This is a genomic window from Acidobacteriota bacterium, assembly GCA_039028635.1.
In the GTDB taxonomy this organism is placed as follows: domain Bacteria; phylum Acidobacteriota; class Thermoanaerobaculia; order Multivoradales; family JBCCEF01; genus JBCCEF01.
The window spans coordinates 57,969-72,043 of the sequence record JBCCHV010000020.1; the positions used below are offsets into that span (position 1 = coordinate 57,969).

A 14,075-nucleotide genomic window follows, 5' to 3' on the forward strand; every position below is an offset into this window, starting at 1 on the left:
GCGCTGCCGCCCTCAGTTACTACACGTGACCGCTCGTGAGTCGGGATCAGTGCAATCCGAAGGCAGGTTTTGATCCTGCAGTCTTACAAATTCGAGAGCAGTCTCGAATCCCTGGATCGCGCCCCCCACGGCGGCGTTCAACTTCGTGCCTTCTTTCTCCGGAACCACCGCTGCCAGACCGGCGCTCTTGAGAATGTCAACGAAGTTCAGGTCAATCGCTCCCTCCGTCCCAACATCGGAAGCGGCCGCGGTCATGAGAGCGCCTATCAGGCCTTCGCGAAACCGCTCGCCAGCGCCCGAGATGTAGGCCTTGAATGCTCCTCCAACGAGGTTTCCGGCCTTGGTTGCGCTCGCCGCTTCAGCGACTTTCGCCGACTGGGTAGCGACTGACACTGGCGCGAGAAGCTGTGCGGCAATGGCTATTCCCAACACCTCGACAGCATCCAACTGAAACTCGTTGACCGCGACGACCTCTGGTGAAGCGATCTCAGAGAGGACCTCCTCGGCAGGCGTCGTTGCCGATTCACCTCCGTATCCCCGGGATTCGGCAGCAGCCCTTTTCTCCTTGTCGAGCTTCACCTGATGTTCGATCGCCTCCTGGTTCGTTCTGAATTGTCGAGGATCAAAATCCAAGCCGTTCGATCCCCGACTCAGCTCGAGGGTTTCGTTGCCATCGGGATCCACCGCACCCAGCGGACTATTCCCCACGTACGAATACCGATTCCAACTCAGTGGATTTCCCACCTTCCCCAACACCGCGTCCACCGAAAGGAACCGGCGCATCCACGGGCTGTAGTAACGCGCATGCATGTAGTCGAGGTCGTCGTTGCGATCGGTCACCGTCGGATCGGGATCGACAAAGTTGCGATCCCGCTCATGGCCGGTGAACTGGAAGGGCTCATCGTCCTGGTTCGGATCGGTGACCTCCCAACCAAAGGGCATGTACTCATGGTAGGCGACGACGTTGTCACCAGCACTTTCATCAGTGATCAGGCGCGGACTACCGAGATGATCCGGATGGAAAAACCGCACCTCCTCACTCGCCCCCCCGGGATCGGAGATCGAAGCCAACAGGCGATCACCGCCACGCACAAAGTCCTTGCGGAGTCGCCAGCCGTCGCGGGTGCGCTCGACCTGGCGCAGCACGCCATTGCTGGCCCCGCGCAAGGACCAGCGCTCCTGCGGTCCGTCGGGCCCGAGAGCATCGAGCACCGCCACCCTCTCGCCGCTGGCATCGTAGAGATAGCGCTGATTGACTCCGAGACCACGCTGGGTGGTCACGGTGCCGAGGGGATCGAAGGTGAAGGTCGAGCCGCCGAAGGTCAGGAGATTTCCCTGCGCATCGTATCTCCCGCCGCGCAAGCGGTGGCTCATAGTGTCCACCGGGAAGGTTCCAGGGCTCGGTCCTCCGGTGACCGCCGTCAGGTTGCCGAAGCGATCGTACTGGTAAGACTCGACCGCGGTCGCCGTGGCGCCCGAAGAGGTTGGATGGACGACCTCGGCGGCCTGCGATCGGCCGACGCCGTCGTAGGCGAAGCGATCACTCCCAATGACGCTCGGATTGCCCGCCATGTCGTACTGGAAGATGCCCGAGTCCCAATCGTCCTGGTGACCACCGGTCGAGCCGCGGGCGCCCGCGGTGTAGATCCGATGCGGCCTCGCCAGATGCTGGGGCGGGATCTCCTGCACCCAAGTCACCTGGTTTGCCGAGGCCACGGTGTCGATGAGCCCATTGGCGTGGTACGAAACCGCACTCACCACAGGCTCGAAAACCCAGGCCCCGGCGACCCGACGCTCGGCATCGACTGCCAGGACACGGCCCCGCTCATAGCGCATCTCCACCGCCCGCTCCGGCGCCACGTCGCGGCATGAAGCTCCCGAGAAACAGGTTGGATAGTGCAATCGAGTGATGCGTCCGATGGAGTCGTACTCGTACTCGGTGAGGAACGAGATTCCGCTGGTGCTGCGCAACTGCTCCGCCGCCAGCCGTCCGGTGGCCGCCTCGTAGCGGAACGTCTTGGTGACCACCACATCGATCTGATCCCCATCCGGAAGGGCGGGATCCTCGGGAATCCAGTTGTGACGCTTGGTGGCGAGCAGGCGGCCGTTCGAGGGATCGAAGATCGACTCCGAGAGGGGCCGATCCGCCATCAGGTCGCGGGCTTGAATCACCCGCCCCAAGCGATCGAAGAGAAAACCCTGGCGCTCCACGAGCGCGCCGCCGACGCGATGCTGGCGTTCCGCCGGCTTGCCCAAAGCGTTGTGCTGGCGGAAGATCACCCTCCCCTCGATTTCTGGATGCTCTTCGAAGTTCAGGAAGCCGGCGCCATCGTAGTTGAATACTCGCCGCCGCGTTCCCGGCTGCACCACCACCGCCAGCGAGCCATCGACACCGTAGTAGTAGTCCGATCGTTGGAGAGCATCGGAGCCGGGCTGGGACGGCTCTTCGACTCGAGCGGTACGCCCAAAGGGATCGTAGACCGTCGCGCGACGGGTCTCGCTGCGTCCCGGACCGGACTGTGAAGGAAAGGCGCTCTGCACCCACCAGCGTTCGGTCTTGCGCCGCTGCCCCAGCCAGTCGATGAAGGTCTGGCGCCTAACCCCGCTCGGTTCGTCGTCCGGATGATTGATCTTGCTCACCCGACCGAGACCATCGTAGTCGGTTCGCGTGTTTCCCGGCGGTCCCCCCGCCAGTCCGCGTGGGAACTGGGTCGACACCAGTAGCGGCTGACCAGCGCGGTAGTAGGTGCGTCGCACCTCGGACCAGGCGTCGGGCCCGGCCCGGCGACTGAGCTCCTTGTAGGGCTGGCCGAATCCGGTGAGCTGGATCTGACTTTCGGTGCCACTGGCGCGGCTCTCCGGATCGCCTTGCTTGACGACTCCCTTCGCCGGCGAGTCTCCGGCCTGGTTGCCGCCATAGCGCAGATACTGGAAGATCGTGCGGTCGCCATGATCCTGTCCTGGGCCACGGAGCCAGGTCATGCGACCAAGACGGTCGTAAGCCGCCGTGGTAGTCAAGCCGGCAGCGTCCCGGCTCAGGGAAACCAAGCCGGTTGCGCGATCGATTGCTGGCCGATGCAGCACCCGCAGGACATCCTGATCCGGTCCACTGAGGCAAGGATCCTCGATCCAGGTGATCTGACGCACGCCATGCTCGTATTCGTGGCGCCGCTGGAAGGCCGGCTCGACAGCCGCCGGTTCTCCACAACCATCGGGCACTCCCGAGCTCGAGCCGGCGTCGAAATCACCGCCATAGAGGCGCTCCCGGACAAGCTGGCCTGCAGCGTCGAACTCGAACCGCATCAGAAGATCCGCCGACCCTTCGTCCGGTTCGGCGATCGGCTGATCCGGACGCCGGCTGCCCAGCGCCACCACCTTGACGTCCCGGCGCGTCCGCCGGCCGACCACCTGACCCAGCTCGTCGGTGCAGGAGTCGGTGCGCACCCGCTCGATGAAGTGACCCGGATCATTGCCATCGTCGCGATTGAATTCGACCGTTTCTTGGGTCGTCGAATAGGGCGCCAGGTTGAGCAGCCAGGGCTCGTTGCCAGACGGCATATGATCCGGAGGGTCACCGACGTCGACTGATCCGGCAGCCAGGTTGTAGGCCGTCGTTTCGACCCGCGTCGGCCACTGGCTTGGGTTGGCCGTCGAAAAGACGGCGCCGGAACGGTTCCAGTTGCCCGCCGTCACGGTGGTGCGAAAGTGCCCCAGGCCATCCCAGTCGCGCATCGAGGTGTGGACCTTGCTCTGCGGCTGGCCGTTCGTGAAGCTCACCGAGCGACGCGCCACGGCGCGCCGGTTCTGATCGAAGTACAGCGCCACCGGCCAACCACTGGGATCGCTCGCCCGGTCCGCCGAGTAGCGCACGTAGTCGGCTTTGGCTTTGGTGCAGTGAGGGCTGTTGACGAGCGACTCTCGGCGATCGTCGAAGGCCTCGCGGTCGAACTGCGCGCTGCACTCCCAGATTTCCTGCGAGAGAAACAGCTTGCCCTCCTCGGGGTAGAGCGCCGCCTCGACCCCGCCATCGGCGCTGGTCAGAGCCTTGGTGAAGGGCAAGCCGAAGTCAGCCGCCAACCAGTCTTCGTCGGCATTGCTGCCCGGCAACGAATGGAGCCACTGGCCGTAGTAAAAGACCGACACCACCCAACCCAGCCCGGTGCCCTTGGCTTCCGGCGAGAACAAGAAGGTCCGACTGTCCTGGTAGTTCGGCCCACACTGCCCCTGGAACGAGTTGAAAGTGAGCGCCTGGCGATAGTGCCACTCGGCAGTGGGATTCTGGAAGACGTCACCGACCGCGTGGGTCACCGGATCCCAGTGGGTCTTGCGCAATACCCCCAACGACGTGTTGGTGGGAGCCGGGCGGTTGTTGCAGCCCGGTCGGAAGGGTCCACAGGTGGAGCCGCTACCGTCGAGTCGGGCCTCGTTGGGAAATGTGTACTTCTGATACTCGTAGCCCTGAACCCCACCGGTGGGAAGCTGAGCCACGGCGAGCATGCCCTGCCGCCCCGGATAGGGCTGGGGATGAGTGTAGCCACCGGCGTATCCCGCGTAGTAACCAAAGGCGTAGGCCTCGCGGCTCGAGAGATCTCCCCCGGCGGTGGCCGACGGTAGGATCATTCCAGTGAGGAGCGCCGTGTCGTGAGCCGCACCGACCCAGGGCGAAAAATCGGCGCTGTGACTCTCTGGCCGCGCCACCGAGGCGAGCTCGTAGACAAACGAGTACTCGAGGCTCTGGTTGCCTGCGGTTCCCGCCAGATGGGCACTTTCCACCACCCGGGGATACTGCGCTCCGGCGACCGCTGGATCATCCGACAGCTCGACCCGATGGCTACGACCGATGCTGTCCCTGAGGGTCCAGGTGTTCTCGTCGGCCGAGTAGTCGATGCGGAGCCAGTTGTTGTGCAGATCCCGCAGGGTGGTGAGGCGCCAGCGGCCGGCGCCTTCGTCCGCCGAGGGCACGAAGTTGGTGAAGATATAGGTCACTCCGTCCGGGCTGTCCACCGCCGCCGTCACCGAGCTGGTCTTGCGGAAGCGGTAGAAGGAGCCATCGGAGGCGTATCCGACGTCGTCATCCACCGGGACCGAAGGTGGATTGCCGGCCGGGTGGATGGCCGGTCCAAAGGAGCGCTTGCGCCCGTCCGGCCCGACAAACAGCCAAGCATCGCTCTTGTTGGGGTTGCGGGTGCTGGTGGTGCGAAACTCGGGGGTCGGCCGATAGGGCGGATAGAGCTCCCCCAGGGTCAGCTTCCAACCCATGCCGGCGTTGGCGTCGAGCATCGGCATGGCGACGTTGTGCACCTGACTGCAGTCGTCAGGATCCGCAGGCCGAGGATCTCGGACCTGATCGAAATCCCAAGCATTGGCGTTGTAGACCAGCGAGAGACCGTAGGAAAATCCCTCCCGCAGGGCATACCGCTGCCCCACCGGCAGGGTGAAGGTGAGATTGCCGTTGAAGGTGTTGATGTCGTCGACGGCGCCGGTGGCGAAGTACTTCGAGGGGTCGTAGCCGCGCCCGAGGGTCTCCCCTTCGAGGACCCACTGGTTGGGCTCCATGGCTCCCGCCGCGAAGGTCAGGAGGAGCGAAGAGACAACAGCGAAGAGAGGTTTGAACAAGCTGCTGGACTGGATTCTCGGCATGGTCTATTGCTCCGGAGCGGGCGATACGGTGACCGCATGGGTAGAGATCTGCTGCGAGCTGTCGCGCACCGCAAGGGTCACGGTGTAGCTGCCGTGGGAGGTCGGAAAGGTATAGGTCTGCTGCGGCCCAATCCTCTGCTCGAGACCCCCGAAGTCCCACTGAAAGAGGGTGATCTCGACGTCGTCGACGGAGGTCGAAGCATCGAAGGTGCAGGTCGGACCGTTCGAGCAGTCGTACGTGAAGCCGGCAATTGGAGTCGCCCCGGCCTGATCGCTCGCGGCCGTGAAGGTGGTGACGGCCTGGGCCGTCCGCCCACCGACATCGGCCACCGTCAGGACGACTTGGTAGACCCCGTCGGCCGCCAGGTCGATCAACACCGACTCGCCCTGGTAGGGCGACGATACGGGCCCGGCACCGACCTGCCATTCGTAGCTCAGTAGGCCGAGGTCGTCGCTCGAAGCGCTGCCATCGAGGCGGCAGCGCAAACCGTCGCAGAAAACCGTCGCCATCGGCAGCGGCAGGTCGTTCGGTACCACTTCGACTTCGACGGCATTGGACGACTGGTTGCCATCGGGATCGGCGACCGTGTAGCCGAAGGTGACGACGCCGACGTAGCCCGGGTCCGGAACGTAGAGCAACCGTGCCGCCGAGCCAGCGCCGACGATCGACACCTGCCCCGAGGTCGGCTGGGTGACGGCGACGTAGCGCAACTCATCGCCCTGGGGATCGCTGTCGTTGGCCAGGGCGTCGATCTCGAGAGCCGCCGCTTGATAGGTCCAGGCCCGATCATAAGAAGGCAGCGGCGCGCCCGGCTCGACCACCACCACCACCCGAGCCGCCACCCGCGGTGCCTGCAGGCTCTGGTCGAAGACCCAGTAAGTGAACGAGTCGGCTCCGACGAAGCCCGGAGGCGGGCGGTAGATCACGCCGGCAAAGTGCCCGACATTCGAGATCTCGCCGAAGCGAGGCCGCGACAGGAAAACAGGATCGATCACCGGGCTCGCCCCGGCATAGCTGCTGAGCTCGTCGTTGGCGAGAAGATGGTTGAAGACGATGTCCGTCGCTCGGCCCTCGGCGGTGGTCACCAAGTCGTTGTAGGCGATGTAGTTGGGAGACTGTCCCCAACTGAAGAAGGCGAATGCATCGGAGGTCGAAGGGTCGTCGCCGCGGGCAGCGCGGTAACCGACGACATCGAGCTCGTCGATGTCCGGTGGCTGCACCGTCTGGGTGTAGACCAATGCACCGTCGTAGTCCGCCGGCGGCAGGCCGCCGCCGAGATCGTGGCCGGGCGAGAGCAGCTCGACCTGGCCGTAGGTCAAGGGCAGCGGATTGGGAGCGTCGGGGATGAGCTGCGAGAAAAGCAGGTTGGTCCCCGAGTCGTTGGCCAGCAGGTCGGACCACAGGAAGGCGGTGGTGCCGAGGGTGCGGACTTCGAGGAAATCGTTGCGAGCCTGGGTCGGCGGCGGGTCCACCGCTCCGGCGACCACATTCAAACGCACCTTGGCCGTCGCCGAGCGGAAGTTGATATCGCCGACCGTGTACCAGAAGCTGTCGAAGCCTTCGTAGCCGTCGTCCGGGATGTACCAGAAGCCCGCCGCGTTGCAGCAGAAGTCGAGCCGGCCGTGGTCTGGCTCGCCGAAGGCGAGATTGATCGGCAGCAGCGGAGCATCGGGGACCTGGCTGCGGTCATTGCCGAAGAGATTGGGCTCGCCAACGGCGCCGACCTCGAAGCGAATGAACAGCCGACCGTCCTTGGGAACATCGAACGGCCCGTCGTAGCCGGCCATCGGCGGATCGGTGATCTCCTGAACATCGAAGGTCACGGTGGCCGGGGCCGAGTAGTCGGTGCCATCGAACAGGCGGTAGTCGAAGGAGGTCTGGCCGCGAAACACCGGCTGCACCCGCGGCTGCCAGACGACCCCGGCATCGTCGACGAACCACTGGCGCGTGTCCGCCGGATCCGGCTGAGAGAGGATTTCGACTTCGAGCCAATCGCCATCGACGTCCTCGGCACCGGCGAGAAACTCCGCCCAGGGCACGAAGGTACGGGTCGCCTGCGGCACGACGATGAGGTGATCTTGGGCCGTCGGCGGCGTGTTCGGAGGCTGCCAGCCGGCCAGGAACAGACGCACCGTCGCGGAGCCCCGATGGCCGTCGGGATCGACCGCTTCATAGCCGAACTCATCCCACCCAAGGGCAAAGAAGTCCGAATTCGGGGTGTACAGCAGGTTGTCGACTCCCCCGGTCGCCGGATTCGTCGCGGTGACCTCGAGGAGCCCCCGCTGTGGCGGGACGAGGGTCAGCGGATCGACCCACAACAGGGCCGTTTGGTCGGGATCGGGATCGCTGTCGTTGGCCAAAAGGGCCGCACCGGTGAGGCTGAAGGACGGCTGCCCCGCCGGCACGACGAAGCTGTCGTCGAGGGCGATCGGCGCATACTCGTTCGGCAGCGAGGTCGAGTCGAAGAGCTCGACCAGGACGGGAATGCCGGACACCGTGTGAACGCCATCGGAAACCGAGTAGGTGAACCTGAAGTTGCCGATGTAGTCGGAGGCCCGCTGATAGGTGAACGTGTTGTCGGCATTGCGCACGACGCTGCCGCCGGCCGGATTCGACACCGAATCCAGGCTCACGGTCATTGGCAATCCGCCGCTATGGCTGTCGTTGCCCAGCACGTCGAGGAGCACCCCCTCGACGGAGCTGAGCTGAAAAACGTCGGCCTGCGGTTGCGGAACTCGCGCTACACACTGCGACTGCGCCTCGGCCACAGCGCTCACCGCCAAACCGGTCAGCGCGATGACGAGAAGTTGGATATTCCGGCGTGAAGATTTCCGGCGGCGATACGAAGCTGGTCTGTGAAGCACGTGTCCTCCCGATCGCTGGAATCAGGGAGGTCGACTCCTCCCTGAGGCGGAGGACGCGGCAGCAGGAAACGGCCGCCGGGCCCTACCGCGCCAGATAGCGGGATCGGGAGAAAAACCCCATCACGGTGGATGGAGCGAACAGCCAGCGAGGACTACGGCTGCGAGCGCTTGACGTAGAGGCCGTCGAAGGCGGTATTCCAGGTCTTGCCGCCGTCGGTGGAGGTTTCCCAGTGCTGGCGCACGCTGCCGTCGTCGTTGGGGGTCCAGGTGATGCGGTTGACGGGCGAGCTGTCACTCGCCGAGGAGAGCTGCATGGAGCCACCGACCATTCCGCCGCTCAAGCGCAGCACGGTGCCCTGATTGTCCATCCAGGTCTGGTACCACTTGCCGCTGCCCTGATCGTAGGCGTTCAGGGAGGAGCCCTCGAAAGCACCGTTTTCGTAGTCCTCGTGCAGGGAGCAGCCGCCGTGCACGGCGGTAATGCGGTTGATCGCTCCCTTGGCGCCGGTGCCCTGGTTGATGACGTCCCACTCGCCGAGCCAGAAGTCGAACTGGCGATAGGGCGGATCGGAGCAGGGGGTGAGCCGGGCCAAGGCTCGCGCATAGTCATCGCGGCCGGCGAGCTTGGCGAGATCGGCGTCGGCGGAGACGGCACCGGCGATCTTGGCGCCGGCGTCGGCGAGGGCTTCGAGCTGGCGCACCGCTGCCGCGGCCTGCCCCTGGGCAGCCAGTGCACGGGCGCGGTGGAACAGCACTCGGCCGGCGGCGAAGCCGGCTTCCTGAGCCTTGTCGTAAGCCGCCAAGGCGGCCTTCAGGTCGCCCGCCCCGTGGCGCGCCTGGGCCAATCCGAACCAAGCGCTGCCGTCCTTCGGGTCGCCATCGGCGAGGGCCGTGAAGGCGGCGGCAGCGGCTTCCCACTTCTCTTCCGCCAACAAGGCGGCGGCGTCGGCCGCCGAGCTCCCGGATTGCCCTTGGAGGGAACCCACGATGATCAGGAGGGAGCAGACGAGGACGACGAAGAGGTGACGATTCATGAGTTCGCTCCTAGTCGGAAGGAAGCAGCAGGAAGGTTGCCGTGTCGAGCGGTTTCTGAGGCGAGATACGCGGCGGCGGCTGGGATTGTTCAATCTCCGGCGCGGCTCACAGCGGCAGCAGCCGGTAGGGCGGCCGAATCAAGTGGTCGCCGCGGCGCGCGATGAACAGGGTGGCGCCCCAGCCCCGGCGCCACCAGGGCACGCGCCGCAAAGCCGCCCGCAGCCAACCGCGGGGACCGCTGGGATCGGGGCGATGGGCGAGACAGCGCATCTCGACGATCTCCAGGCCGGCGGCTTCGAGGAAGCGCTGCAGCCGCCAGGACTGGGCGACGTGCACGGCATCGGCATCGGGCACGTAGCCCTCCGAGAGAACCAGCGGCTCGGCCACCACTTCGAAGACGTGAGGTCCACCGACCAGGGACCGAACCTGGCGCAGCAGACGGCGCAGGGCGATGGCCACGCGCCGGGCCGGGCTCAGGCTCGGCGGCAGATCGTAGGGCAGGTCCCAGGCCGAGCCGACGATCAGCATCAGGCCGCCGGGGCGCACCACCCGCGCCGCCTCGAGCAGGGTGCGGCCGGGCTCGTGAAAGTGCTCCAGGGCCCAGGTCGAGAGCACCGCATCGAAGGCGCCGTCGGCGAAGGGCAACGACTCGCCGTCGCTGCGCACCCGGCCGCCGGGGCGGCTCTTCTCCCCCGCCATCAGCAGGGCGGCGGTGGAGACGTCGGTGCCCCAGTAGCGGGTGTCCTCGGGCAGCCAGAGGGCGTTCTCGCAGGATCCGCTGCCGAGGTCGAGCACGCGATCGCCGGACGCCAGGTGGGAGAACAGGAGCTGCCGTTCCGGCGACGCTTCGGGGTTGCTCGCCGCCGCCTGCTCGTAATAGCTCCGGCTGGCGTCCCAAAAACGGTCGAGGCGCTCTTTGGCACTGCCGGTGGCGCCCGTGGACGGCTCTTCGCGGGCCGGACTCACGGGCCCTCCGGGCGCAGGAAGGCGGTCATGGTGCTGTCCGGAACGAACCCCAGCCGTGCGGCCAGGCGCCGCGAGGCGAGGTTGTCGGCACGGGAGCCCCACACCGGCTGCTTGCCCTCCAGGCGGCTCTTCAGGTGGTGGAAACAGGCCGCCGCCAGGCCTCGGCGCCGATGCTCCGGACGGGTCGCGACGGAGACGTCCCACAGGCTCTCGGTCTCGACCGCCGCGGCACAGTAGGCCACCAGACGAGACTCGACGACGACCCCGGCGGCCGGCCGGCCGTGGGCCAGGGTCCACTCGATCTCCTGCCGCTCGGGGCTTTCCCAGCCGCTCAAGTCGCAGCCGGTGGTGCGGTCGAGATCGACGGTGGCAATCGCCTCGGGAACCGCCGCCGCCGCGACGGTCGGCCCAGCTCGGTGCAGAATCGCCCCGACGCGCTCCCAGCCAGGCAGCCAAGGCGCCACCTGCGGCGCGCTGCCGTCGTCGACCAGGACATCGAGCTCGCCCGCCGCCGCCGCCGCGATGGCGGCCTCGAGCTGGCGGCGCGAAGGCGGCCCCCAAAGGGCGATGAAGCGCAGAGAGCGGGAAAGCACGGCGGCGCTCTCGTGATCCGGCGAGACGAAGATCTCGCCACTGCCGGACAGCAGCAGACCGCGCAGATCGACCCAGCGTGGCTGGTCCGGAATGCGCGCCGCCAGAACCTCGGCGAGGCCGGCGTTCATCGTGCGACGACCATCCCGGGTCAGGCCTCGCGGCGGAGCGCCGCCCGCGCCGCCGCCAGCCGGGCGATCGGCACCCGGTAGGGCGAGCAGGAGACGTAGTCGAGACCCACCGATTCGAAGAAGGCGATCGAATGGGGTTCGCCGCCGTGCTCGCCGCAGACCCCGAGGTGGAGATGCTCCTTGGCGCGCCGACCGCCCTCGCAGGCGGCGCGCACCAAACTGCCGACGCCGGCTTCGTCGATGCGGGCGAAGGGATCGTAGGGCAAGACGCCTTGCTCGATGTACTCCGGCAAGAAGGAGCCGACGTCGTCGCGCGAAAAGCCGAAGGTCATCTGGGTCAGGTCGTTGGTGCCGAAGGAGAAGAAGTCGGCGTGGGCCGCCACTTCCTCGGCCACCAGGGCGGCCCGCGGCACCTCGATCATGGTGCCGATCAGAATCTCCGTCGAGACCCCTTCCTCGGCCTGCACCCGCTCGATGGTGGCGGCGATGCGCTGGCGCAGGCGCTGCAGCTCTTCGGCGGTGCCAGCCAGCGGAATCATGATCTCGGCCCGCACGTCGCCGCCGGCTCGGCGCCGGGCGCAGGCAGCCCGCACGATGGCCTCGGCCTGCATGTCGTAGATCTCCGGCGCGGTCACGCCGAGGCGACAGCCGCGGTGACCAAGCATCGGGTTGAGCTCGCGCAGGGACTCCGCTTTTTCCGCCACCTCGCTGGCCGAGATACCCATCTCGGCGGCGAGCTCGGCGAGCGCCTTGTCGCCGTGGGGCAAGAACTCGTGGAGCGGCGGATCGAGCAAGCGTACCGTCACCGGCAGGCCGTCCATGGCCTCGAAGATGCCCTCGAAATCGCCCTGCTGGACCGGCAACAGCTCGGCCAGGGGCGCCTGACGCTCAGCCGCCGTCGCCGCCAGGATCATGCGCCGCACGCGCGGAATGCGATCCTCCTCGAAGAACATGTGCTCGGTACGGCAGAGGCCGATGCCCTGGGCGCCGAAGGAACGCGCCCGGCGGGCATCCTCGGGGGTGTCGGCATTGGCCCGCACCCGCATGCGGCGCGCCCCGTCGGCCCAGTCGAGGACCTGCTGGAAGGCGTGCGAAGCAGCCGTCGGCGGACCTTCGCCGGTGAGCGCCGCGAGCACCTCCGACTCCTGCGGCGCGAGGGCACCGGCGAGCACTTCGCCGGTCGAGCCGTCGATCGAAAGGGCGTCGCCTTCGCGCCACGTCTGTCCCGCCACTCGCACCTCGCCGCTCGCCTCGTCGACGTGCAGATCTCCGGCACCGACGATGCAGGGTTTGCCCATGCCGCGCGCCACCACCGCCGCGTGGGAGGTCATGCCACCGCGCGAGGTGACGATGCCGGCGGAGGCGTGCATGCCGACGATGTCTTCCGGCGAAGTCTCTTCGCGCACCAGCAGAACCGGACCCGCGACGGCCATCTCGGAGGCCCGCTCGGCGTTGAGGGCGATGCGCCCGCTGGCCGCTCCGGGCCCCGCCGGCAAGCCCTTCGCCAACAGGCGGCCGGCGGCTACCGCCGCCGCCTTGTCGGCGGGATCGAAGTCCGGCGCCAACATCTGTTCGAGGTGGTCCGGCTCGACCCGTTCGAGGGCGGTGGTGGCGTCGATCCGGCCCTCCCGCACCATGTCGACGGCGATGCGCACCGCGGCCGAGCCGGTGCGCTTGCCGGTGCGCGTCTGCAGCATGTAAAGGCGGCCGTCCTCGATCGTGAACTCGACGTCCTGCATCTCCCGATAGTGCTCTTCCAGCACCCCGCAGACCTCCTCGAGCTGAGCCGTCGCCGGCCCAAAAAGGGCGGCCATGCCGTCTCCCTCGGCGGGCCGGATGGGGCGCGGCGTGCGAATCCCGGCGACCACATCCTCACCCTGAGCGTTGACCAGGAACTCGCCGTAGAGACCGGGCTCACCGGAGGCCGGGTTGCGGGTGAAGGCGACCCCGGTGGCGCAGTCGTCGCCGCGATTGCCGAACACCATCGCCTGGACGTTGACCCCCGTTCCCATGGTGCTCGGAATGCCGTTGAGGCGCCGGTAGTCGCGCGCCCTCTGGTTGTCCCAGCTCTCGAAGACGGCACGGATGCCGCCCCAGAGCTGCTCCCGGGGGTCCTGCGGGAAGGGCCGGCCGGCGTGCCCCTCGATCAGCTCTTCGAAGGCCGCGATGACCTCGCCGAGGGCGCTCGCCGAGAGCGCCGAATCGTCTTCGACCGCCTCGCGCTGGCGGGCGGCGCCGAGGATGCTCTCGAACTCGCGGTGGGGCACGCCCATCACCACGTCGCCGTACATGGTCAGCAGACGCCGGTAGGCATCGCGCACGAAGCGCGGATCGCTGCCGGCGGCCTCGAGCGCCGCCACCACCTGGCGATTGAGGCCCAGATTGAGCACCGTGTCCATCATTCCCGGCATCGAGATGGGCGCCCCGGAGCGTACCGAAAGGAGCAGCGGATCGGCATCGCCGCCGAAGCGCCGACCCTGGAGCTCCTGAAGCCGGGCGAGGTGATCGTCGACCTGCGCCTCGAGGCCTGCAGGGTAGCTGCCGTCGTGGTCCTGGAAGTAGAGGCAGGCCTCGGTGGTGAGGGTGAATCCTGGCGGCACCGGAATTCCGAGGCGGCTCATCTCCGCCAGGTTGGCACCCTTGCCGCCGAGGAGCTGCTTCTGCTCTGCCGAACCCTGGGCGGTTCCACCACCGAACGAGTAGACGTATTGGGTGTCGGTCAACTCTGCCCTCCAGTCCGTTGCGGCCGGCCCGCGGCCTCTGTTTTTCGCCAGCTCGTGCTCGCCGAAATTCTAGCCCGACCTGCGGGCCAGCCCGAGAAGCTGCCTCGGCCGGGTCGCCCGGCCC

Annotated in this window: 7 protein-coding genes; 1 reads left to right on the forward strand and 6 read right to left on the reverse strand. The window is 67.0% G+C overall.

All coding sequences use genetic code 11. The features are described from left to right. Window positions 1-12: 12 nt before the first annotated feature. Entirely contained in the window at window positions 13-5,640 is a 5,628-nt protein-coding gene (locus AAF604_10300; protein ID MEM7050043.1) for an RHS repeat-associated core domain-containing protein, read from the reverse strand. A 3-nt stretch (window positions 5,641-5,643) separates the two neighbouring features. After that, window positions 5,644-8,328, reverse strand: a complete 2,685-nt coding sequence (locus AAF604_10305; protein MEM7050044.1) for a tandem-95 repeat protein — start codon at window positions 8,326-8,328, stop codon at window positions 5,644-5,646. Here AAF604_10305 and AAF604_10310 point away from each other — a divergent pair. Beyond that, window positions 8,296-8,466 carry a hypothetical protein gene (locus AAF604_10310; GenBank protein MEM7050045.1) on the forward strand — a complete coding sequence of 57 codons (171 nt, stop codon included), beginning with the start codon at window positions 8,296-8,298 and terminating at the stop codon, window positions 8,464-8,466. The genes AAF604_10305 and AAF604_10310 overlap by 33 nt on opposite strands. 191 nt (window positions 8,467-8,657) lie before the next feature. Here AAF604_10310 and AAF604_10315 read toward each other — a convergent pair whose 3' ends face one another. From AAF604_10315 to ppdK, 4 genes are all read right to left on the reverse strand, one after another. Next, on the reverse strand, window positions 8,658-9,539 hold the full coding sequence (locus AAF604_10315) for a tetratricopeptide repeat protein (protein ID MEM7050046.1): 882 nt from the start codon (window positions 9,537-9,539) through the stop codon (window positions 8,658-8,660). Window positions 9,540-9,645: 106 nt separating this feature from the next. Further along, a complete protein-coding gene (locus AAF604_10320; GenBank protein MEM7050047.1) occupies window positions 9,646-10,506 on the reverse strand; it encodes a class I SAM-dependent methyltransferase in 861 nt (286 codons plus the stop codon). Next, on the reverse strand, window positions 10,503-11,228 hold the full coding sequence (locus AAF604_10325; GenBank protein ID MEM7050048.1) for a GNAT family N-acetyltransferase: 726 nt from the start codon (window positions 11,226-11,228) through the stop codon (window positions 10,503-10,505). The genes AAF604_10320 and AAF604_10325 overlap by 4 nt, the downstream gene beginning before the upstream one ends. Before the next feature lie 20 nt (window positions 11,229-11,248). Beyond that, window positions 11,249-13,951 carry a pyruvate, phosphate dikinase gene (gene ppdK / locus AAF604_10330; protein ID MEM7050049.1) on the reverse strand — a complete coding sequence of 901 codons (2,703 nt, stop codon included), beginning with the start codon at window positions 13,949-13,951 and terminating at the stop codon, window positions 11,249-11,251. Window positions 13,952-14,075: the final 124 nt, after the last annotated feature.